Source organism: Oceanobacillus phoenicis (assembly GCF_047238145.1).
Lineage (GTDB): Bacteria > Bacillota > Bacilli > Bacillales > Amphibacillaceae > Oceanobacillus.
Genome location: NZ_JBDFME010000001.1, coordinates 2,974,177 through 2,997,249, shown reverse-complemented (window position 1 = coordinate 2,997,249; position 23,073 = coordinate 2,974,177). Strand labels below are relative to the sequence as shown.

Annotated in this window: 25 protein-coding genes; 24 read left to right on the top strand and 1 reads right to left on the bottom strand. The window is 35.2% G+C overall.

Annotated elements, in window-relative coordinates:
- Window positions 1-22: 22 nt before the first annotated feature.
- The 9 genes from sdaAB (at window position 23) to rnc (ending at window position 8,305) form a co-directional block, all read left to right on the top strand.
- Window positions 23-685 carry an L-serine ammonia-lyase, iron-sulfur-dependent subunit beta gene (gene sdaAB, locus ABC346_RS15040; RefSeq protein WP_413235617.1) on the top strand — a complete coding sequence of 221 codons (663 nt, stop codon included), beginning with the start codon at window positions 23-25 and terminating at the stop codon, window positions 683-685.
- 35 nt (window positions 686-720) lie between these two features.
- Window positions 721-1,596 carry an L-serine ammonia-lyase, iron-sulfur-dependent, subunit alpha gene (sdaAA, locus tag ABC346_RS15035; protein WP_413235616.1) on the top strand — a complete coding sequence of 292 codons (876 nt, stop codon included), beginning with the start codon at window positions 721-723 and terminating at the stop codon, window positions 1,594-1,596.
- 16 nt (window positions 1,597-1,612) lie between these two features.
- Window positions 1,613-3,643 (top strand): ATP-dependent DNA helicase RecG, encoded by a 2,031-nt coding sequence (gene recG / locus ABC346_RS15030; RefSeq protein ID WP_413235615.1) that lies wholly within the window; start codon window positions 1,613-1,615, stop codon window positions 3,641-3,643.
- Between the two features lie 84 nt (window positions 3,644-3,727).
- Window positions 3,728-4,303, top strand: a complete 576-nt coding sequence (gene fapR / locus ABC346_RS15025) for a transcription factor FapR (RefSeq protein ID WP_413235614.1) — start codon at window positions 3,728-3,730, stop codon at window positions 4,301-4,303.
- A gap of 1 nt (window position 4,304) precedes the next feature.
- Window positions 4,305-5,303 carry a phosphate acyltransferase PlsX gene (plsX, locus tag ABC346_RS15020; protein ID WP_413235613.1) on the top strand — a complete coding sequence of 333 codons (999 nt, stop codon included), beginning with the start codon at window positions 4,305-4,307 and terminating at the stop codon, window positions 5,301-5,303.
- Window positions 5,304-5,305: 2 nt separating this feature from the next.
- Window positions 5,306-6,244 carry an ACP S-malonyltransferase gene (gene fabD, locus ABC346_RS15015; RefSeq protein WP_413235612.1) on the top strand — a complete coding sequence of 313 codons (939 nt, stop codon included), beginning with the start codon at window positions 5,306-5,308 and terminating at the stop codon, window positions 6,242-6,244.
- The gene (gene fabG, locus ABC346_RS15010; RefSeq protein WP_413235611.1) at window positions 6,245-6,985 is read left to right on the top strand and encodes a 3-oxoacyl-[acyl-carrier-protein] reductase; all 741 of its coding nucleotides are present in this window, start codon (window positions 6,245-6,247) and stop codon (window positions 6,983-6,985) included.
- 71 nt (window positions 6,986-7,056) lie between these two features.
- The gene (acpP, locus tag ABC346_RS15005; RefSeq protein ID WP_413235610.1) at window positions 7,057-7,290 is read left to right on the top strand and encodes an acyl carrier protein; all 234 of its coding nucleotides are present in this window, start codon (window positions 7,057-7,059) and stop codon (window positions 7,288-7,290) included.
- Between the two features lie 328 nt (window positions 7,291-7,618).
- A complete protein-coding gene (rnc, locus tag ABC346_RS15000) occupies window positions 7,619-8,305 on the top strand; it encodes a ribonuclease III (RefSeq protein WP_413235609.1) in 687 nt (228 codons plus the stop codon).
- A gap of 45 nt (window positions 8,306-8,350) precedes the next feature.
- On the opposite strand, the gene ABC346_RS14995 is transcribed toward rnc, so the two are convergent.
- Window positions 8,351-8,572 carry a DUF1128 domain-containing protein gene (locus tag ABC346_RS14995; RefSeq protein ID WP_413235608.1) on the bottom strand — a complete coding sequence of 74 codons (222 nt, stop codon included), beginning with the start codon at window positions 8,570-8,572 and terminating at the stop codon, window positions 8,351-8,353.
- 381 nt (window positions 8,573-8,953) lie between these two features.
- On the opposite strand from ABC346_RS14995, the gene smc reads away from it, so the two are divergent.
- The 15 genes from smc to ABC346_RS14920 all read left to right on the top strand — a co-directional run bounded on the left by smc (window position 8,954) and on the right by ABC346_RS14920 (window position 22,970).
- Window positions 8,954-12,520 (top strand): chromosome segregation protein SMC, encoded by a 3,567-nt coding sequence (smc, locus tag ABC346_RS14990; protein ID WP_413235607.1) that lies wholly within the window; start codon window positions 8,954-8,956, stop codon window positions 12,518-12,520.
- A gap of 13 nt (window positions 12,521-12,533) precedes the next feature.
- The gene (ftsY, locus tag ABC346_RS14985; RefSeq protein ID WP_413235606.1) at window positions 12,534-13,535 is read left to right on the top strand and encodes a signal recognition particle-docking protein FtsY; all 1,002 of its coding nucleotides are present in this window, start codon (window positions 12,534-12,536) and stop codon (window positions 13,533-13,535) included.
- Between the two features lie 80 nt (window positions 13,536-13,615).
- A complete protein-coding gene (locus ABC346_RS14980) occupies window positions 13,616-13,933 on the top strand; it encodes a putative DNA-binding protein (RefSeq protein WP_413235605.1) in 318 nt (105 codons plus the stop codon).
- Between the two features lie 13 nt (window positions 13,934-13,946).
- The gene (ffh, locus tag ABC346_RS14975; RefSeq protein ID WP_413235604.1) at window positions 13,947-15,293 is read left to right on the top strand and encodes a signal recognition particle protein; all 1,347 of its coding nucleotides are present in this window, start codon (window positions 13,947-13,949) and stop codon (window positions 15,291-15,293) included.
- 200 nt (window positions 15,294-15,493) lie between these two features.
- Window positions 15,494-15,766 (top strand): 30S ribosomal protein S16, encoded by a 273-nt coding sequence (gene rpsP, locus ABC346_RS14970; RefSeq protein WP_011065932.1) that lies wholly within the window; start codon window positions 15,494-15,496, stop codon window positions 15,764-15,766.
- Window positions 15,767-15,779: 13 nt separating this feature from the next.
- Entirely contained in the window at window positions 15,780-16,007 is a 228-nt protein-coding gene (locus ABC346_RS14965; RefSeq protein WP_413235603.1) for a KH domain-containing protein, read from the top strand.
- 236 nt (window positions 16,008-16,243) lie between these two features.
- On the top strand, window positions 16,244-16,633 hold the full coding sequence (locus tag ABC346_RS14960) for a YlqD family protein (protein ID WP_413235602.1): 390 nt from the start codon (window positions 16,244-16,246) through the stop codon (window positions 16,631-16,633).
- A 15-nt stretch (window positions 16,634-16,648) separates the two neighbouring features.
- Window positions 16,649-17,161: a ribosome maturation factor RimM gene (gene rimM, locus ABC346_RS14955; RefSeq protein ID WP_413235601.1), complete on the top strand. Its 513-nt coding sequence runs from the start codon at window positions 16,649-16,651 to the stop codon at window positions 17,159-17,161.
- The gene (gene trmD / locus ABC346_RS14950; protein WP_413235600.1) at window positions 17,161-17,901 is read left to right on the top strand and encodes a tRNA (guanosine(37)-N1)-methyltransferase TrmD; all 741 of its coding nucleotides are present in this window, start codon (window positions 17,161-17,163) and stop codon (window positions 17,899-17,901) included. Before rimM ends, trmD begins: the two co-directional genes overlap by 1 nt.
- 128 nt (window positions 17,902-18,029) lie before the next feature.
- Window positions 18,030-18,374, top strand: a complete 345-nt coding sequence (rplS, locus tag ABC346_RS14945) for a 50S ribosomal protein L19 (protein ID WP_413235599.1) — start codon at window positions 18,030-18,032, stop codon at window positions 18,372-18,374.
- Between the two features lie 150 nt (window positions 18,375-18,524).
- The gene (lepB, locus tag ABC346_RS14940; RefSeq protein WP_413235598.1) at window positions 18,525-19,106 is read left to right on the top strand and encodes a signal peptidase I; all 582 of its coding nucleotides are present in this window, start codon (window positions 18,525-18,527) and stop codon (window positions 19,104-19,106) included.
- Between the two features lie 2 nt (window positions 19,107-19,108).
- Window positions 19,109-19,966, top strand: a complete 858-nt coding sequence (gene ylqF, locus ABC346_RS14935) for a ribosome biogenesis GTPase YlqF (protein ID WP_413235597.1) — start codon at window positions 19,109-19,111, stop codon at window positions 19,964-19,966.
- 174 nt (window positions 19,967-20,140) lie between these two features.
- Window positions 20,141-20,923 carry a ribonuclease HII gene (locus tag ABC346_RS14930; RefSeq protein ID WP_413235596.1) on the top strand — a complete coding sequence of 261 codons (783 nt, stop codon included), beginning with the start codon at window positions 20,141-20,143 and terminating at the stop codon, window positions 20,921-20,923.
- Between the two features lie 17 nt (window positions 20,924-20,940).
- The gene (locus tag ABC346_RS14925) at window positions 20,941-22,701 is read left to right on the top strand and encodes a hypothetical protein (protein WP_413235595.1); all 1,761 of its coding nucleotides are present in this window, start codon (window positions 20,941-20,943) and stop codon (window positions 22,699-22,701) included.
- Complete coding sequence (locus ABC346_RS14920; RefSeq protein WP_413235594.1) at window positions 22,698-22,970, top strand: EscU/YscU/HrcU family type III secretion system export apparatus switch protein; 273 nt, start codon at window positions 22,698-22,700, stop codon at window positions 22,968-22,970. The genes ABC346_RS14925 and ABC346_RS14920 overlap by 4 nt, the downstream gene beginning before the upstream one ends.
- The last annotated feature ends 103 nt before the right edge of the window (window positions 22,971-23,073 follow it).

Genomic DNA, 23,073 nt, shown 5'->3' with positions numbered 1-23,073 from the left:
AGTAAATAGGCGGTGACAACACATGAAATATAATTCAGTGTTTGATATAATCGGTCCGGTTATGGTTGGACCATCTAGCTCACATACTGCAGGTGCTGCACGTATAGGGAAAGCAGCAAGGAATCTTTTTGGAAAACAACCTAAATGGGCGAAAATTCATCTTTATGAATCATTTGCAAAAACGTATCGTGGTCATGGTACCGATTTTGCGTTAGCCGGGGGATTATTAGGTTTTGAAACAGATGATCCTCGTATGAATGATGCATTAAAAATTGCTGAAGATGAAGGATTAGAAATTGAATTTATAGAAGACAGTGCCTCAGCAGATCATCCTAATACTGCTCGGCTTATTATTGGTGATGAAAAAGACCAGCAAGAATTAATGGGAATTTCTATAGGTGGAGGAAAAGTGGAAATCACTGAATTAAACGGTTTTGAATTACGATTGTCAGGAAATCATCCTGCGATCTTAATTATGCACAATGATCGATTTGGTGCAATCGCTTCCGTTACGAGGATACTTGCAAAACACGAAATAAACATTGGACATATGGAAGTTAACCGGAAAGATGTTGGAAAAGAAGCTTTAATGGTAATAGAAGTTGATCAAAATATAGAAGATTCCATACTAAAGGAATTAAAAGCAGCAGATCATATCATTTCAATCTCAAAAATTGTAAGTTAAGTTTCGATGAATGGATTTCAAAGGAGGGTTTGAAGATGTTTCGGACAGTTAAAGAATTAGTTGATATGGCGAATGAAAAACAAATACCGATATCAGAAGTAATGATTTTACAAGAGATGGAAGTAAAAGAACAGTCGAGAGAACAAGTAATGGCAGAAATGGAAAAGAATCTTCAGGTAATGGAAAACGCAATTGATGATGCGTTAAAAGGAGTAGAATCTGTAACAGGATTAACAGGTGGAGACGCTGTTAAAGTGCAAAAATATATGAAAGAAAAAACACCTTTGTCAGGAAATTTAATGATGGATGCGGTAAGTAAGGCAATGGGAACCAATGAAGTGAATGCGGCAATGGGAATAATTTGCGCAACACCAACTGCAGGTAGTGCCGGATGTGTACCAGGAACACTATTTGCCGTAAAAGAACAACTTAATCCGAGTCGGGAGGACATGATTCGTTATTTATTCACTTCTGGGGCATTCGGTTTTGTTGTTGCAAATAATGCGTTTATTTCGGGGGCAGCTGGTGGTTGTCAAGCAGAAGTAGGTTCAGCTGGTGCGATGGCATCTGCTGCTATTGTTGAAATGGCTGGGGGAACACCAGAACAATCTTCACATGCGTTTGCAATGACTTTAAAAAACATGCTGGGACTAGTGTGCGACCCTGTAGCAGGTTTAGTAGAAGTACCTTGTGTTAAACGTAATGCAGGAGGATCTTCATTAGCAATAGTATCTGCTGATTTAGCATTAGCAGGTGTCGAAAGTAGAATTCCTTGTGATGAAGTTATTGGAGCGATGTACCGTATTGGAAAGCAAATGCCATCAAGTCTGCGTGAAACAGGAGAAGGTGGATTAGCTGATACGCCAACTGGTCGTTTATTAAAAGAGAAAATATTTGGGGTATCCGTGTAAAGAGAGTGTGATTTAAGTGATACAAAAACCTATAACTGATGTAAAAGGGATTGGAGAAAAAGTTGCCGAACAATTAGCGACGATGAATATCTATACTGTAGAGGATATGTTGGAATATTTCCCCTATCGATACGATATTTTTGAAAAAAAACCTCTACATGAATTAATTCATGATGATAAAGTAACGATAGAAGGGAAAGTGGTCCATGACCCTTCCCTTACTTTTTATGGAAGAAAAAAATCTAGGCTTTCCTTTACCGTAGAAGTTGATGGTGTCGCGGTAAAGGCTGTCATGTTTAATCGTTCATTCGCTAAAAAACAAATAACGCAACAAAGTTGGATTACTTTAACTGGAAAATGGGATGCGCACCGTTTGCAAATAACGGTCAGTAACTATCAATTAGGTAGGATGGAAGAAAAAAGCGCTATTAAGCCAATTTATTCCGTAAAAGGTGATTTTACATCCTATAAACTTCAAAAACTTATCTCTAATACATTAAAAGAGTCTCTAACAGAAATAAAAGAGATACTTCCTGCTAAATACTTGGAGCAATACAAACTACCAAGCCGTGAGAATGCGGTTAAAACAATGCATTTCCCAAAAAATCGTGTGGAGTTAAAACATGCCAGAAGGCGATTTATATATGAAGAATTTTTGCTTTTTCAATTAAAAATGCAACTATTTCGTAAAAAACATCGAGAATCTACAACTGGTAATCGCCAAGATTTTAATCATGAGAAATTGACATCTTTTATACAGAGCTTTCCATTTGAATTGACAGATGCACAAAATAGAGCACTTAAGCAAATATTAGATGATATGAAGGATCCATATCGAATGAATCGTTTGCTTCAAGGGGATGTTGGTTCAGGGAAAACGGCTGTTGCTGCTATTTGTTTGTACGCATCCGTGACGTCTGGTCAACAAGGGGCGTTAATGGTGCCTACAGAAATTTTAGCAGAACAACATTTTCAATCCTTGCAGCAAATGTTTGGTGATAGAGCTGAAATTGCGCTCTTAACAGGGTCTGTAAAAGGGAAAAAGAGAAGAGAACTGACCGAAAAAATTGAAAATCAGAAGATAGATATAGTCATAGGTACACATGCATTGATTCAAGATGATGTGTTGTTTAGAAAGTTAGGATTAGTAATCGTTGATGAACAGCATCGCTTCGGTGTAGAACAAAGACGGGTCTTACGTGACAAAGGCTTACATCCAGATGTTTTATTTATGACAGCTACACCAATTCCTAGAACACTCGCAATAACAGCTTTTGGTGATATGGATGTATCCGTAATTGACCAACTCCCTTCAGGGCGCAAAGAAATAGAAACGTTATGGGTTAAAGCGAATACCTTTGATCGAATATTAGACTTTGTGAGAAAGCGTGTGGAGGAAAGCGAACAAGCATATGTAATAAGTCCGCTCATTGAAGAATCAGATAAACTAGATATACAGAACGCAGTAGAATTATATCATCAACTTGAAGCTTATTACTCTGGTGATGTTCAAATTGGATTAATGCATGGCAGATTAGCTACAAATGAAAAAGAAGACGTTATGCGTGAATTCGCAGAAAATAAAATTCAAGTACTAGTTTCTACAACGGTAGTCGAAGTAGGTGTGAACGTTCCGAATGCGACTATAATGATTATATATGATGCAGAGCGTTTTGGTTTGTCACAACTACACCAATTAAGGGGAAGAGTAGGACGCGGTGAGAAGCAAAGTTATTGTATTCTTATTGCTGAACCAAAAGGAGAAATCGGGAAAGAACGAATGCGAATAATGACGGAGACTACAGATGGATTCGAGTTGTCAGAACAAGATTTACAGTTAAGAGGACCTGGGGACTTTTTTGGTAAAAAACAAAGTGGTATGCCAGAGTTTAAAGTAGCAGATATGGTACATGATTATCGAGCGCTTGAGACGGCGAGGGATGATGCATCGATAATTATTGAAGATAATCTTTTAGAAGAGGAAGGTTATCAAGGAGTTCGCTCCCTTTTGGAAGAAGAAATGGATCGTATGGAAAAATTGGATTAATAGATAGCTTGCATAAATAAGCTGACTATTATATATTACTATTAGTACCAAGTCTTAAATTTGAATGAAAGATAGTTGATGCAGATGAAAAGATCTAAAGTTGAACGTCAGAGTATGCTTAAAGAAAAAATAGAATTAACTCCTTTTGTAACGGATGAGCAATTAGCAAAAGAATTTCAAGTAAGCATTCAGACGATTCGTCTGGATCGAATGGAATTAGCTATTCCAGAACTAAGAGAGAGAATAAAACACGTGGCCACTAATCAATGGAATGAAACAGTTAAAGCTTTGCCTTTAGAGGAAGTCATTGGAGAAGTAATTGATTTAGAGTTAGATGAACGTGCTATATCAATTATGGATATTACGCCAGATTTAGTATTTTCTAGAAATAAAATCGCTCGTGGGCATCATATATTTGCCCAAGCAAATTCACTAGCCGTTGCTGTTATCAATGATGAACTTGCTTTAACAGCAAAATCAAATCTGAAATTCACGAGACAGGTAAATGAAGGTGAACGTGTTATTGCAAAAGCTATCGTAAAAGGAAAAGACAATCGAGATCAGACAATTGTAGAAGTGAATAGCTATGTAGAAAATGAACTTGTATTTACAGGTGAGTTTTTCATGTTCCATTCTAGTAACGATAAAGGAGAAATTTAATATGCGCTTAGCGATAGATGCGATGGGTGGAGACCATGCGCCAAAAGAAATTGTTCTCGGTGCAATGGATGCTGTAAAGGAATTAGATGTTGAAATCACTTTATATGGTGATGAAAGTCAAATTACCCCTCATCTAACGAATGATAAAAATATCACAATAGTACATACAGAAGAAGTAATTACGAGTGAAGATGAACCAGTCCGTGCAGTCCGAAGAAAGAAAAATGCTTCACTTGTACTAATGGCAAATGCGGTTAAAGAAAAAGAAGCTGAGGCATGTATTTCTGCTGGGAATACGGGAGCCTTAATGAGCGCAGGACTGTTTGTAGTTGGAAGAATTCCTGGTATCGATCGTCCAGCACTAAGTCCAACATTACCAACGGTTGATGGTAAAGGGTTTTTAATGCTTGATGTTGGAGCAAATGTAGACGCTAAACCAGACCACTTACTGCAATACGCAATTATGGGGTCTATTTATTCTGAAAAGGTAAGAAAGATTCAACAGCCAAGAATAGGACTTCTAAATGTCGGGACCGAAGATGGTAAAGGTAATGATCTTACAAAGAAAGCTTTTGAATTATTGCAATCTGCACCAATTAATTTTGTAGGTAATGTGGAAGCAAGAGATATTTTAAACGGCGTTGCAGATGTAGTAGTCACCGATGGATTTAGTGGAAATATTGCGCTAAAAACGATTGAAGGCACTGCAGATACAATCTTCTCCCTTTTAAAAGGAACGTTAATGTCTTCTACCAAAACAAAGTTAGCTGCTGCATTAGTGAAGAAGGACTTGGGAGGATTAAAAGATAAGCTTGATTACTCTGAATATGGTGGAGCAGGCTTATTTGGACTTGCTGCCCCGGTAATTAAAGCACATGGTTCTTCCAATGCAAGAGCAATCTATAATGCTATTAAGCAAGCAAAACACATGGTGGAATTTGATGTTACACCAACGATAACAACTACAGTTGAATCTATAGGGAGTGTAGAGGAGGAGTAAACGTGAAAAAAGTAGCATTCATGTTTCCAGGACAAGGATCACAAACTGTCGGGATGGGGAAGGATTTATATGATGCAAATCCAAAGATCCAAGAGCTTTATTCAGAAGCAAACGAGATATTAGATAAAGATATTCGACAATTAATGTTTGAAGGTCCTGAAAATGAGTTAACGCAGACAGAAAATGCACAACCAGCACTTTTACTTACGAGTGTAGCTGTTCAAAAGTTATTAGAAGAACGTGGAGTAAACCCTACGATGACAGTTGGTCATAGTTTAGGAGAATATAGTGCATTAGTTGCTTCAGGGGCATTTACATGGCAAGAGGCTATATCGTTGGTACAAATACGGGGGCGTTTAATGGAAGCAGCATTTCCGAAAGGGCAAGGAACGATGGCTGCAGTACTAGGTCTTGACGCAACTACGATTGAAGCTACTTTATTAGAAATTACAGATGAAATAGTTGATATTGCTAACTTAAATTGTCCAGGACAAGTTGTTATATCTGGATCTATAAAAGGCGTAGAACAGGCAACCACACTCTTAAAAGGTAAAGGGGCAAAACGAGTACTTCCTTTAAATGTAAGTGGACCATTTCATTCTAGATTAATGAAAGCAGCAAATGATGAATTTGCTACGTATTTAGATAATATTGAAATTAGTGATGCAAAACCACCGGTATATGCAAATGTATCAGCAAATGCTACATCAGTTGGTGGAGAATTAAAAGAATTGCTTTTAAAGCAGCTGTATTCTCCGGTTAGATTTGAAGAGTCAATTAATCAAATGATAGAAAATGGTGTAGATGCATTTGTGGAAGTTGGGACAGGGAAAGTCTTATCAGGTTTAGTAAGAAAAATTAATCGTAAAATGCCTACATTTGTAATTCAAGATCAGGCATCACTAGATAAATTTATGGAATGGTATGAGGAGGAAGCATAAATGCTACAAGGAAAAAATGCGATTGTAACAGGAGCTTCTCGAGGCATAGGTAAATCTATTGCACTTGAACTTGCAAAACAAGGTGCAAATGTTGTGGTGAATTATGCAGGAAGTGAAGCCAAAGCAGAAGAAGTAGTTCAAGAAGTGATAGGTCTTGGTGTCCGTTCGTTCAAAATCCAGGCAGATATCTCAAAAGAATCAGAAGTGAAAGAAATGATGAAGTCAGTTACAAATGAATTTGGTTCTATTGATATCCTTGTGAATAATGCAGGAATTACAAAAGATAATCTTTTGATGCGGATGAAAGAAGATGAATTTGATCAAGTAGTGCAAACAAATCTAAAAGGTACATTCTTATGTACAAAAGCAGTAACGCGTCAAATGATGAAACAAAAATCTGGCAGGATTATAAATGTTGCATCAATAGTAGGAGTGAGTGGTAATCCAGGACAAGCAAATTATGTTGCTGCAAAAGCAGGTGTTATTGGATTAACAAAAACAACCGCGAAAGAATTAGCGTCTCGAAATATTTTAGTGAATGCTGTAGCTCCAGGATTTATTTCTACAGATATGACTGATCAATTAAGTAAAGAACAACAAGATTCACTCTTGAGTCTTGTGCCATTAGAGCGTTTTGGTAAACCGGAAGATGTTGCAAGAGTTGTTCGTTTCTTAGCAACAGAAGATGCCAATTATATTACTGGTCAAACCATTCATATTGACGGTGGTATGGTGATGTAATACAATGACATAGCTAAAGTTTAAGCTATGGAATGGTTTATATGGACAATCTTTGAAAGGAGGTGAAGGAAGTGGCAGACGTATTTGATCGTGTAAAAGAAATTATAATTGATCGCCTTGATGTGGAAGAAGCTAAAGTAACTATGGAAGCATCTTTCAAAGATGATCTAGATGCAGATTCTCTAGATGTGGTGGAGCTTGTTATGGAATTAGAAGATGAATTCGATATGGAAATCGCAGATGAAGATGCTGAAAAAATAAATACAGTAGGTGATGCTGTAGACTACATAAACAGCAAAGCTTAAGTGAATAATCGTTTTCTTTAGAGGTTGGGATATCATAAAGAGTTTTAAAGGCAGATAGTATAGCATAGCGAAGGAAATATACGTTAATCTTTGGAGGGCTGTCTTCTCAAAGGAAAAGTGAAGTATATTAGAAAATGTTGTGTTTTGCTTTATCTTTATTTAAATACTTTTATTGTCTCAACCTCTTCTTAATTTATTTATTGTAAATGTTTTTAGGATGAGTTACCACAGTTCAAAGGTGACGAACTTGCACTTGTTTCCGTCGATTAGAAGAGAGAATAAATCCGTCACTTATATAAGTTTCATTTTATTAATAGGAGGTGTCTAAATGGATATACGTCCATTGGAGGAACACTTAGGTATCTCTTTTCAACAAAAAGCATTGTTAAAGGAAGCCTTTACCCATTCATCGTATGTGAATGAGCATCGGAAACAACGATTATCAGATAATGAGCGTCTCGAATTTTTAGGAGACGCAGTTTTGGAATTAGCTGTATCACAGTATTTATATCGTAATAACAAGGATATGCCAGAAGGTGAAATGACTAAACTTCGAGCGGCAATTGTATGTGAGCCTTCCTTGAAAAACTTTGCAGAAGAGTTGGAATTTGGTAAGTTCCTTCGGTTAGGTAAAGGAGAACAGCAAACTGGAGGGAGAGAAAGACCTGCCATTTTAGCAGATGCTTTTGAAGCTTTTCTAGGAGCGCTTTATTTAGATCAAGGTTTTGACAATGTGCTGGAGTTTTTAAATATCCATGTCTTTCCTAAATTAACAACGGGTGCTTTTTCGCATGCGATGGATTATAAAAGTCAATTACAAGAATTTGTTCAGCAACATAAAGATCAAAAAATTGAATATAGAATCATCGAAGAAAAGGGACCATCTCATAATAAAGAATTTGTTGCAGAAGTTGTTATTCAAGAGAAAGCTGCTGGAAATGGTACTGGACGTACCAAAAAAGAAGCGGAACAACGAGCTGCCAAAAATGCATTAGATGGTATCAATAAGAGTTAATAAAAAATCTCAAGGTAAAAATTCCCCTTGAGATTTTTATGTATATTATTTACGTATACTTGATAATTCTTGGATAAATGCTTGTTTTTCAAGTGCGCTTAATTGCCCTTTACTTTTCACCATTTCATACATCATCTTTAGATCCTCATATTTATCAAGGTTGTAATCTTCCACTTCCATAATCGATCGATTAACAATTTGAAGTTCCTCTGATAGTGTATCCAAAATATATTTCATATTTTCCGTGTTAGGTTGATCTAGATTCATCATCTTCCTCCTTCAAATACTACTTACCTTTTCGTTTTAATCATAACATAGGATGATACATTCAAGACTACTATTTTTCATAGAATTAATAAAATGCATTACTTATCTGTCAAAATTGACGAAATATAGGAACCAATTGGTCTCAACCATATGCGAAATAACGATAATATGGTAAAATATATTAGTTAAAAACAGATAGAATAGGTATATAATAAGTCATTTACATAGAATATTTATGCAGTCTCAAAGATGTTATTTTAAAGTTTAAGTAGTTACATAATTGAATACCGATTCTAAGTTACATAAATGAATCAAATCTAAGCCATTTTGACAAGGTAACCTAAAAGCGAGAACAGCTGGTTTATAAATAGGAGAATGATAATGTATTTAAAACGTTTAGAAAGTAAAGGATTTAAATCATTTGCAGAACGAATAAGTGTTGATTTTGTTTCCGGAGTAACAGCGGTAGTTGGCCCAAATGGAAGTGGAAAGAGTAACATTACAGATGCAATACGTTGGGTACTAGGGGAACAATCTGCAAAATCACTACGTGGCTCTAAAATGGAAGATATTATATTTCAGGGTAGTGATACAAGAAAAGCATTAAATGTTGCTGAGGTCACGCTAGTACTTGATAATCAAGATCAGCGAGTTCCACTGGATTATGAAGAAGTTAGTGTAACAAGACGAGTCTATCGATCAGGAGAAAGTGAATTCTATATCAATAAACAACCATGCCGGTTAAAAGATATCATTGATTTGTTTATGGACTCAGGCTTAGGGAGAGAAGCTTTTTCGATTATTAGTCAAGGAAAAGTGGAAGAGATATTAAGTTCTAAGGCGGAAGAAAGAAGAACGATATTTGAAGAAGCTGCTGGAGTCTTAAAATATAAACAGCGAAAGAAAAAAGCAGAATATAAACTTGCAGAAACACAGGAAAATTTAAATCGTGTAGAAGATATTATCTATGAGATCGAACAACAAATTGATCCTATGGAAGAGCAAGCAGAACGTGCAAATCGCTATCAACAATTACATGGACAATTAAGAGATACAGAAGTGTCGCTATTAATAACAGAAATTGAAAGAATTCATGCGGATTGGCAAGTCGTATTACAAGATTTAGAGGTAGAAAAAAATAATCAAGTAAAACAGCAACAGCAAGTGAAGTCAATTGAAAATAATTTATTTGAACAAAAACAAGTTTCTTCAAGTATAGATGAATCGTTAGAGAAATTACAATCTACGCTATTACAATCTACTGAACAATTAGAAAAATATGAAGGTAGAAAACAATTACTCGATGAACGGTCGAAGCATTTCGGTGAAAATCGAGAAAAGTTAACACAACAGCTACATGAAATCGAACAACAAATTGATGTACTTGCTAATGATTTAAAAATGGAGCAAAGTAAATTAACAGACATTCAACAATCCAAAAAGCAAACGAAAGAAAAAGTGGAAATACTTCATCAAAAGTTATCTACGAGTCAAGAAAAAATTGCAGACCAAATTGAAGATTTAAAATCCGAATATATTGAGCTGTTAAACCAACAAGCGGCTAAAAGAAATGAATTACAATCTGTATCACAACAAACGGAACAAATAGATCAAAAAAATGAACATCAATCATCAAAATTCAAAGATCTTGTAACAAAAAGAGAGCAATTGCAATTGGAGAAAGACGATGCTGAACAGGAATTAGAAACAATTGATACGGAATTAAAAGCAAAAGAAAAGGAAATGATGTCTGTAAAGCTAGAGCTACAGTCAGAGCGAGGAAATTATGAAGATGTACAGTCTAAACTGTATCAAGGGTACCAATACATTGAAAAACTAAAATCAAAAAAAGAAATGCTTGAAGAAATGAAAGAAGATTACCAAGGCTTCTTTCACGGTGTAAAGTCCATCTTAAAGGCAAGGGAAGACAACAAGCTTCAAGGTATTGAAGGTGCGGTTATCGAATTAACGGAAGTCCCAAAACAGTATGTGACTGCGATGGAAACCGTATTAGGTGGTCAAGCACAGCATATTGTAGTTACGGATGATCAATCGGCAAGAAAAGCAATTGGTTGGTTAAAACAAACTAATAACGGTCGTGCAACATTCCTTCCGTTAGCCTCCATTCAAGAAAGATTTATTTCAAATGAATGGATAGAAAAGATTAAAACGCATGAAGGTTTTGTAGGTATTGCTGCAGAATTAATTAAAGTTGATAAAAAGTATAAAAAAGTGCTTAATCATTTAATGGGTCATGTAATTATCACAAAAACATTAAAAGATGCGAATGAAATTGCCAAGCAAGTACAACGTCGTTACCGAATCGTTACTTTGGAAGGGGATGTGGTTAACCCCGGCGGATCGATGTCTGGTGGAGCACAAAAAAAATCGAACCAATCTTTATTTACGAGAGAAAAAGATCTACAAGATATTTCAGAGCGATTGGAAGAATTTCAACAAAAAGCTCTTCAATTTGAACATACAGTAAAAAAACGTAAAGAGTTAGTCCAACAGCTTGACAACAAAATTTCAGAAGGGGATAAAGTCAAGTCTACGTTGCAAGAAAGATTACAAGCTCAAAGAAATACGATCAATGAATTAGATATAAAATTGACATCTGTTAATGATAATTTGTCCATTTACGATTTGGATAAACAACAATATGCAAAAGACGTTGATCGACTATCAACGAGGAAAGACCAATTAATGATTGAATTAGATTCGATTCAACAACAGCTGGAGAAAATACAATCAGAAATCGATAAGTTAACAGAAGAAGAATCTCTTTGGAAAGAAAATCGAGAAAAGCTTCAAGATGAGTATCATCATTTGCAAGTTTTGTTAGCAGAGCAAGAAGAGAGGCTTAAGCATCAACAGTTAAAAACAAAAGAATTGAAAGATCAATATGCGGAAGCTATAGAGCGCAAAGATGATCAGGTTGCTGAATTAAAAAATCTAGATGAAATCCATACATCTGATGAGTCGGAGGAACAAATAGACGAAATTATAGAAACAAATCGAAAGAAAAAACAAGAAACCTCGACGAAAATTGCTGAGCAACGAGAAAAAAGAATGCAACAAGTTTATTATTTGGATCAATTAGATGAACAATTGAAAAAAGCAAATCAACAACTTGAAGAAATAAATGAAAAAAAACAGCAGGCAGAAGTAAAATCCAATCGACTTGATGTAGAATTAGAGAACCGATTAAGCCAATTAGAAAAAGACTACACCATGACGTATGAGAGAGCTTGTGAAGAATTTGATAAGGTAGATAATATACAACAATCTCAAGTAGAAGTGGACAGGTTAAAAGCAGATATTGAAAGACTAGGTACTGTTAATTTAGGAGCAATTGAAGAATTTGAACGTATTTCTGAACGATATAATTTTTTGTCAGAACAAAAAAATGATCTTGTTGAAGGGAAGCAGACATTATATTCGGTTATTAGCGAGATGGATACAGAAATGAAAAATCGCTTTGAAGAAACATTTAATAAGATTAAAGATGAATTTGCAACTGTGTTTGTACATTTATTTGGCGGTGGACATGCAGAGTTAAAACTAACTGATCCAAACAATTTATTAGAGACGGGAATTGATATTATAGCGCAACCACCCGGAAAGAAATTACAGCATCTCGGATTATTATCCGGTGGAGAACGGGCTTTAACAGCAATCGCTTTATTATTTGCAATCTTAAGGGTTCGACCAGTACCATTTTGTATTTTAGATGAAGTAGAAGCAGCATTAGACGAAGCAAATGTAGCTAGATTTGCTAAATATGTAAAACAATATAGCAAAGAAACACAATTTATTGTGATTACTCACCGTAAAGGTACAATGGAAGAGGCAGATGTATTATACGGAGTTACGATGCAAGAATCTGGGGTATCGAGATTAGTTTCTGTTCGGCTTGAAGATACAAAGGAATTAATGAGTTCATAGGAGGTATGTACGGATGGGATTTATGGATAAATTGAAACAAAAGTTTAAGCAAGATGATGAAACGAAAGAGGTTACAGAAAAGTATCAAGAGGGAATGAAAAAAACGCGTAATTCTTTCTCTGGAAAATTAAATGATTTAATCGCTCGTTATCGAAAAGTAGATGAGGACTTTTTTGAAGAATTAGAAGAAGTACTTATCACTGCAGACGTTGGTGTTACAACCGTCATGGATCTTGTAGAAGAACTGAAGATGGAAGTTAAGCGCCAAAACATAAAAGATTCCGAGCAAATGAAAGACGTTATCTCTGAGAAACTGGTGGAGATTTATTATGGAGAAGAAGACGATTCGATTGAAAAGCTTCAAATAGATGGTGCTGGTTTAAAAGTTATATTGGTTGTTGGAGTCAATGGTGCTGGTAAAACTACGAGTATTGGGAAGTTGGCGCATCAATTAAAGCAAGAGGGTAAGAATGTTGTGTTAGCTGCAGGAGACACATTCCGTGCAGGTGCAATAGATCAATTAGAAGTATGGGGAGAGCGTGCAAATGTACCGGTTATTAAACAGAGCGAAGGTAGTGACCCAGCTGCTGTAATTTATGATGGGATTCAAGCCGCGAAATCTCGTAATGCAGATGTCTTGATTTGTGATACAGCAGGTAGGTTACAAAACAAAGTAAATTTAATGAATGAATTGTCAAAAGTAAAACGTGTGATTGAACGGGAAATTCCAGGTGCTCCTCATGAGGTATTGCTAGTATTAGATGCTACAACAGGTCAAAATGCACTTAATCAGGCTCGTACATTCTCTGATGCTACGAATGTTTCAGGAATTGTACTAACCAAATTAGATGGAACTGCAAAAGGTGGAATTGTCTTAGCTATTCGAAATGAATTACAATTACCAGTGAAATTCGTAGGGTTAGGAGAAAAAATAGACGATTTACAACGTTTTGATGCGTCTGCATTTGTGTATGGTTTATTTTCAGATATAGACATTGAAGCAAAAGAAGATTAATCTAGTATTTCCTTGACAATAAAACATTCTGTTCGCTATGATGTTCGTAAAGGAAAATCACTTAACAAGAGGTGTTTCCATTGTTAGATAAAACAACACGTATTAATTATTTATTTGATTTTTATCAAGAACTATTGACACCGAAACAGCGAAATTACATGGAGATGTATTATTTAGAGGACTATTCCTTAGGGGAAATTTCCGAGTTGTTTCAAGTATCAAGACAAGCAGTTTATGATAATATAAAGCGAACAGAAACAATGCTTGAATCATATGAAGAGAAACTTCATTTATATTCAAAGTTTGAACAACGTGTTAAGCTGTTAGACGAGTTGAAATTACTGACAACTGATAACAATGCACATGAGTATATTCAAAAACTAAAAGACTTAGATTAGGGGGACACCTTCTATGGCGTTTGAAGGATTGGCTGACCGCCTGCAGAGTACGATTAAAAAGATAACAGGTAAAGGGAAAGTATCTGAGCAAGATGTAAAAGAAATGACAAGAGAAGTTCGTCTTGCGTTATTGGAAGCAGATGTTAACTTTAAGGTAGTAAAACAATTAATTGCACGAATCAAAGAGCGTGCAATTGGACAAGAGGTAATGGAAAGTTTAACTCCTGGCCAACAAGTTATAAAAGTAGTAAAAGATGAATTAACCCAATTAATGGGTGGTGAGCAAAGTAAGATTGCTGTTGCTGACCGTTCTCCTACTGTTATCATGATGGTTGGTTTGCAAGGTGCAGGTAAAACAACAACAACTGGTAAACTTGCTAATCACTTACGTAAAAAACACAATCGGAATCCGCTTCTCGTCGCATGTGATGTTTATCGACCTGCTGCAATTAAGCAATTAGAGACATTAGGAACTCAATTAGATATGCCTGTGTTTTCAATGGGAACGGAAGCGAACCCTGTTGATATTGCACATAAAGCAATCGAACAAGCAAAGGAAGACCATCGTGACTATGTGATTATTGATACAGCTGGACGATTGCATGTAGATGAGAATTTAATGGGTGAATTACAATCCATTAAGAATGATGTAAAACCAGATGAAATATTTCTTGTTGTCGACTCAATGACAGGTCAAGATGCAGTAAATGTTGCAGAGAGCTTTAATGAACAATTGGATATTACTGGAGTTGTCTTAACAAAACTTGATGGTGACACTCGTGGAGGTGCTGCTTTATCCATTAAAGCAGTTACGGATAAACCGATTAAATTTGCCGGTATGGGAGAGAAACTAGATCAATTAGAAGCTTTCCATCCTGAGCGAATGGCTTCTCGGATTTTAGGTATGGGAGACGTATTATCATTAATTGAAAAAGCACAGACGAATGTTGATGAAAAGCAAGCAAAAGAACTTGAAGAAAAAATGCGTACGATGTCCTTTACATTTGATGATTTCCTAGAACAAATGGGACAAGTGAAGCAAATGGGACCACTAGACGAATTGATGGACATGATTCCTGGAGCAGGAAAAATGAAAGGATTAAAAAATGCACAATTCGATGAAAAACAACTTGGTCAAGTGGAAGCAATCATTCAATCCATGACTAAAAAAGAACGTCAAGAACCAAGCATTATTAACGGCAGCCGTCGTAAGCGTATTGCAAAAGGTTCAGGTACATCGGTTGCACAAGTGAATCGTTTACTCAAGCAATTTAATGAGATGAAAAAAATGATGAAACAAATGACTAATATGCAAAAAGGGAAAAAGGGCAAAGGCGGATTTAATTTACCTTTCATGTAACCCTTGATTTATAGGTTGTTATATACTAAAATAACCTTGTAATGGAAAAACACTTTACAGGCTTTTATATTTCTGATAGAATTTAAACTTGTCAGGATAAAAGTTATTGCCTGTATTAACTACAACTAAGGCAATCGCCATTAAGGTATGGTGATAAGCTAAGTTTAAAAATGAAAAACAATTTATTGGAGGTGCAAAGCATGGCAGTAAAAATTCGTTTAAAACGTATGGGGTCTAAAAGAAACCCATTTTATCGTATTGTAGTAGCTGATTCACGTTCTCCACGTGATGGTCGTTCCATTGAACAGATTGGTACGTATAATCCAGTTGTGAATCCAGTAGAAGTTAAGATAGATGAAGAGAAAGCTCTTGATTGGATGTCAAAAGGCGCTAAACCAAGTGATACTGTTCGTAATCTATTCTCAAATGAAGGCATCATGAAAAAATTCCACGAACAAAAAAATTCAAAATAAGTAGTGTGATATCATGAAAGCCCTAATAGAATCGATTGTTGCCTCGTTAGTTGATTATCCGGAACATATTGTTATTGATGTGACTGAAGAAGAGTCTAAAGTTGTATACCATCTAACAGTACACCCAGATGATGTAGGAAAAGTTATTGGAAAGAACGGTCGAATCGCTAAAGCGATTCGAACAGTTGTCTATGCTGCAAAAACGGAAGGTAATAAACGTATTTATTTGGATATTATGTAAAGGGAAAGTTGACCCAACTATCGGGTTCTTCTTTCCCTTTTTATACTTCAGTTCAATGGTCAAAGCAGCCTATAGTCTTATTCTTAATTGCCAAACTTGATAAAAAAGGGTTTAATTCAACTTAATTGATTATAAAGTTGATTCAGTTGCTATATAATAAAGTTTGTACTTATACCTTGTGATATTTTTTGTGAAATATAAAAATCAATATGTGTAGGGTAGGAGCTGTAGGTACAGTGAAAATAGTAAAAAAAATTACAGTGAAACAAGTTGTTACGGAAAAAAGTAAACAGCGTATATACCAAGGCTTTTATAATCATAAATTGCGTCTTGAACAAGAGTGTCAACAATTAAAGTTTGAAAAGCGTAAGCTACAGCATAAAGCATCTGTAAATCATCAAGAGATAGAAGAACGATTTGAACAAGAAATTAATAATCGAAAAGAAAAAATTAAGCTTCTTGATTTTAAAATTGACCAACTAAATGAAATAGAAATTGGAAGTGAAATTATTGAAGATGAGGTTGAGGCTCTTGTTGAGGTCGAAGCTGGCGCGAATTGGAGTAAACTGATGAAGGAACAAGCAATTATTATTAAAGACGATCAGGTTATACGTATTGATGAATAAAGTAGGTGATCTAAAATGAGTGAAGCTAAGTTTAACATAGGAAAGATTGTAAATACTCATGGTATACGTGGTGAAGTGAAGGTTGTGCGTATTACGGATTTTGAAGATAGATTTACCCCGGGAAATAAGGTGTATTTACAAGATGAAAATAATTATAAGCCATTAACAATTGATACGCATCGGGTCCATAAAGGTTTTGACCTTATACAGTTTAAAGGGTATGGAAATATCAATGATGTTGAAGCTTTTAAGGGGTTGATGTTGTCTATCGATGAAGATCAATTAACTGATTTGGAAGAAGATGCTTATTATTATCATGAAATTGTTGGCTGTAAGGTAATTACAACTGACGGGGCGGAATTGGGAAAAGTAAAAGAAATACTTTCCCCAGGAGCAAATGATGTATGGGTTGTACAGCGTGTAAAAGCTAAAGATTTGTTAATACCATATATTGAACAGGTTGTGAAAGAAGTAGATATTGATAACCAATTAATCAAGATTCAATTAATGGAAGGAATGCTTGATTAATGCATATTGATATATTGACATTATTTCCAGAAATGTTCCATGGAGTATTTCAGTCCTCTATTTTGAATAAAGCTGTTGAACGGCAACAATTTACTTACGAGCTTGTTAATTTTAGGGAGTATAGTAAGAATAAGCATCAAAAAGTTGATGATTATCCTTATGGTGGTGGAGCAGGGATGGTACTGACTCCACAGCCGATTTTCGATGCGGTTGAGGCGGTAAAAAAGAAACAAAATTCTAATCCAAGGGTAATTCTGATGTGTCCCCAAGGAGAGACATTAACACAACAAAAATCCGAAGAACTTGCGAAAGAAGATCATTTAATATTTATTTGTGGACACTATGAAGGTTATGATGAGCGTATTAGAGAACATATCGTTACGGATGAAATATCGATTGGTGATTATGTTCTAACAGGTGGAGAATTAGGTGCGATGGTAGTAGTGGATAGTGTAGTTCGACTATTACCAGATGTCTTAGGGAATCAAGAATCTGCACCACAGGATTCGTTTTCCACAGGTCTTTTGGAACACCCGCATTATACAAGACCAGCTGACTTCAGAGGATATAAAGTACCGGATGTTTTACTATCTGGAAATCATGCTAATATAGCCACTTGGAGAAAGAAACAATCTCTATTTCGAACATTAAACCGTCGTCCCGATCTATTAGATAAAATCGAATTGACAGATGAAGACAACAAAATGTTAAATAACAATAAATCCGATGACATTCTATAAATAGCTAGTTGAACTATCTATTTGATTATGGTATATTAATAATTGTGCTTATGTGCGTATAAGTACGATAAACGATGTTCCGCTGTTCTTACTTGTTCAAGAGCATTAGTTTGGAAGGAGTGAAAGTCATGCAACAATTAATCGCTGACATTACAAAAGATCAATTACGTACGGATCATCCTGATTTTCGACCTGGTGATACTTTAAAAGTACACGTGAAGGTTGTTGAGGGTAACCGTGAGCGTATCCAGGTGTTTGAAGGTGTTGTAATTAAACGCCAAAACGGAGGAATTAGCGAAACATTTACAGTAAGAAAAATTTCTTACGGTGTAGGTGTTGAACGTACATTCCCATTACATTCACCAAGAATTGATAAAATTGAAGTTTCTCGTCGCGGTATTGTACGTCGTGCGAAACTTTACTATCTACGTAATCTACGTGGAAAAGCAGCTCGTATTAAAGAACGTCGATAAGAGTCGAGCAAACAACGATAAACGAAAGAAAAGGAGCTTTGCTACTGATAGCAGAAGCTCCTTTTTACATATCGATTAGATTTGAGTTGTCTAGAAACATATATTTAGCTTACAATATATAGTAGAAAGATAAGACACGGAGGGGACTAGATGGCTAGGGATAGAGAAAATAAGAAGAAAAACGAATGGTTAGATTGGATCAAAGCACTATTATTAGCTTTTGGACTGGCATTCCTTGTTAGAATGTTTCTATTTGCGCCAATAATAGTGGAAGGGCCGTCGATGTTCCCGACGTTACATGACCGTGATCAAATGATTGTCAATAAATTATCTTATACAATTGGTGAACCAGAACGGTTTGATATTGTTGTGTTTCACGCTCCTACCCAAAAAGATTTCATTAAAAGAGTTATCGCTTTACCAGGGGAGCATGTAGCTGTTGAAGATAATACGTTGTACATTAATGGAGAAGAAGTAGAAGAGCCGTTTTTAGATGAGCAAAAAGAAAACTTGCAATCATACCAAACACTCACGAATGATTTTACTCTGGAACAGCTTCCAGGAAATTATGATGTAGTTCCAGAAGGACACGTATTTGTATTAGGAGATAATCGTAGTAATTCTACCGATTCTCGAATGATAGGTGTTGTACCAATGGAAGAACTAGTGGGAAAAGCAAGCTTTGTTTACTGGCCATTTGATCGAATTCATCTGATAGGAAAAGGAGAATAATAATGGCTATACAATGGTTTCCAGGCCATATGGCAAAAGCAAAAAGAGAAGTAGAAGAGAAATTAAAACTAGTTGATTTTGTAATCGAATTAGTAGATGCAAGAGCACCTCTATCATCACAAAATCCAATGCTAAAACAAGTGTTAAATAATAAACCGAAATTAATTGTACTTATGAAAAAAGACCTTGCAGATCAAGAGGTCACCAAACGATGGGTAGAACAATTTAAACAGGATGGCATTCAAGCCATTGATGTAAATGTAAATAATAAAGCAGATATTCAAAAGGTAATCCAACATGCAAAATTACTTGGACAAGAAAAAATGGAGAAGTTAAAACGAAAAGGTATTCAGCCTCGTCCTGCAAGAGCAATGATTGTCGGAATACCAAATGTCGGAAAATCAACGTTAATTAATCGTTTAGCAAATAAAAAAATAGCTAAAACGGGAGATCGTCCAGGAATAACGAAACAACAGCTTTGGATTAAAGTAAAAAAAGACTTTGAATTACTAGATACTCCAGGGATACTTTGGCCAAAATTTGAGGAAGAAGTTGTAGGGTATCGTCTTGCTGCAATTGGCACGATTAAAGACCAATTGTTACCACTACCTGATGTAACCGCCTTTATTATTCGTTACATGGCAGAACATTATCCAAACCAATTAAAAGACAGGTATCAATTAGATGAAGTGGAAGATATGGTTGAAGTGTTTGAATCCATAGGTAAAGTTAGAGGCGCTTTGGAAAGCGGTGGCCATGTGAACTATGATAAGGTAGCTGATATTGTTATCCGTGATTTACGTGTTGGGAGATTAGGATCAATAACTTTGGAACAACCAGAGAACAACCCTGTATCATAATAGATACCTGATATTAAGAACACAAAATAGCACATCCATGAATAGTTGGCATATTGTCATCTTCATGGATGTTTGCTTGTGTTAAGGTACTTCCTGTCCAACAATTTTATAGAGAAACTACCCTATTTTATTTTTAACTATAATGAGCCGATAAATAAAGAAAGAAGTGAAAATATGAAACCAGCTTCTATTGCAAGTATAAAAACACAATTAAATAATGGTGAACTAACTAACGTAGAAATAGAAGAATTATATAAAGATAGTCGAAAAGGTGTGCAAGCAATACTCAAACGTTATGAAAAACAACAAGAAAAACAAGAGGCTTTAAAACAAGCGTTTATTAAGATGAATGTTTATGAAAATAAAGCTTATGGTAATGGAAATGATTATATTGCTGGTGTGGATGAAGTAGGGAGGGGGCCATTAGCTGGTCCAGTAGTTGCTGCAGCAGTTATTTTACCAAAGGATTTTGAATTATTGGGTATTAATGATTCAAAAAAATTGTCTGAAGAACAAAGAAATACATATAGTGACTACATTAAACAACATGCAATCGCTTATCAAATTTCTTTTATCGATAATACCACTATTGATAAAATTAATATATATGAAGCATCAAAACAGGCGATGAAACAAGCAATTAGTGGACTGGACCCATACCCAGATCATGCTTTAATAGATGCTGTCCCGTTAGAGGGAATAAACTGTACATATGAAGCGATTATTAAAGGAGACTCTGCAAGTGTACATATAGCAGCAGCTAGTATTTTAGCAAAAGTCGCACGTGATAATTGGATGAAAGAATTACATGAAAAATATCCAGTATATGGATTTAATTCAAATATGGGTTATGGTACAAAAGAACATCTCCAAGCATTAGAAAAATATGGTACGACTCCATATCATCGGTATTCGTTTGCGCCTGTACATAAATATCCAATTGCATCACTGAAATAATAACCGGAGGTAATTCCATGAGCATTCATCGTTTATTAGGTGATAAAACGGTACAACAGATACATTCACCATCACATCAACAGTTGAAAACTGGAGATGTTGTTCAAGGGAAGGTAGTAAAGCTTTTTCCTGATCATAAAGCACAAATTAACTTAGCTGGCAAGCAGATGATTGCTCAATTGGAGGCGCCTCTAAATATAGGTGAACGATACCATTTTCAAGTTAAACATATGCAAGATCAAATGCTTCATCTCCAAGTATTAGCAAGTAACGTAAAAAATAATTCGGAGCAATCTGCAATACAATTGATTCAACAGTTAGGTATAAAACCGACAAAGATATCAGTAGCATTTATGAAATCATTAATTAAACAGCAACTGCCATTTAATCGGAACTCATTTGTACAAGCTGTCGATTTACTGCAATCAAAAGTGGCCAAAGAAATACCGGTGAAACAACAGTTCGGGATATTACATAATTTAATGGAAAAAAAGTTGCCTATTTCCAATACTGTTTTTCAATCGACATTGAAATTATTTTCTGGTGGTATTAGTAATTCGATAGAAGCTTTATTAATGGATAGCCGAAATCAGAACATAAAATATACCCCTCTTTTATATCAACTTGAACAAGTAAATTCGGGATTTAAAACAGAAAATATGTCATTAGTTAAATATATGACTTCGGATGTAAATAACACTCAAACTAACGGAAACTTATATCATATATTTAAAAATCTTGGATTGATTTCATCAACTATAACTAAAAATGACTGGAATCAAAGATGGATGTCAATGGAAAATACATCAAAATCATTAATAGAAGGTAGTAGAGCACTTCCTTTTTCTATGAATCATTCATCATTAATGAGAGGACTCGACCAATTAACAACAAATCAATCAAAAATAATCGAGCTCACTCGTTCATTGTTACATGCGAATGAAGCTGTTTTAATGCAGTCAAAAAATGCCGGTACTATCCAAAAATTAATGGATTTATTACCAGAATCTATGTCCCTTCGGCTTTCTGAAACTATGATAAAAGGACAACCGAGGCAATTTTTAGAAACATTAAATAATCCTAATACCTACCATGAACTGGATAAGATGTTGAAATCATTACAAAATCCTGTACTAAATAATTCACCACAGTTGGGAAGCATTCAGCAATTATTTTTACAGCAAATACGATGGATGAATCAACGTGCAGGTATAAATTATGAACATCAATTAGCTCATCAGCAAATCGATATAAATAATGTGAAAGCTCAATTAATACAACTTGTCCAGACTAGTAACGGTAGTTTAGCTGAAAAAGCGCAACAGCTTTTAAATCATATACAAGGGATTCAAATTAACTCTGTAACAGAATCTAATGGATTTTTACAAGCATTTTTACAAATACCAGCTCAAAAATTAGGACTAGCAAAAGATATCGATTTACAATTTGAAAGCAAAAAAACAAAAGATGGAAAGATTGATCCGGAGTTTTGTCGCGTTTTATTTTATTTAAGTTTGAATAACTTAAAAGATACAGTGATTGATATGCATGTGCAAAAAAGAAATGTAACCGTTACGATTTATAATAATTTCACCAATTTGGAAAAATTTGTAGGACCGATAAAATCAAATTTAAATCAAGGTTTGGAACAAATTGATTACAAACTATCATCTGTGCATATTAAACCAATGGATAGTTTGTACGAAACTGGCAAAGAACATTCGGAAAAGCGATATCATCAGTTATCATCATATCAAGGAGTGGATTTTAGAGTATGATAGAAAAACGACATAAGGCAGCAGCACTTCGTTATAATCAAGACAAAGATATTGCTCCAAAAGTTACTGCAACAGGCAAGGGATTAATCGCTGAGGAAATTATACAGCGAGCAACAGAAAATAATATTCCGGTTATGAAGGATGAATCTTTAGTAGAAATACTTGCAGAATTAAACATTAATGAATCCATTCCGGATGAATTATACATGGCAGTTGCTGAAGTGTTTGCGTTTGTCTATCAAGCAGATAAGGAATTTGAGAATACTTAAATCATAAAGTAACCATTTATTTCATTAGAGGGGCGGTTCGTGCTTCCTCTATTTAATGTTAGTTGAAATTGTCAAACCTTATTCGCTAATTCTTGTTAAATTC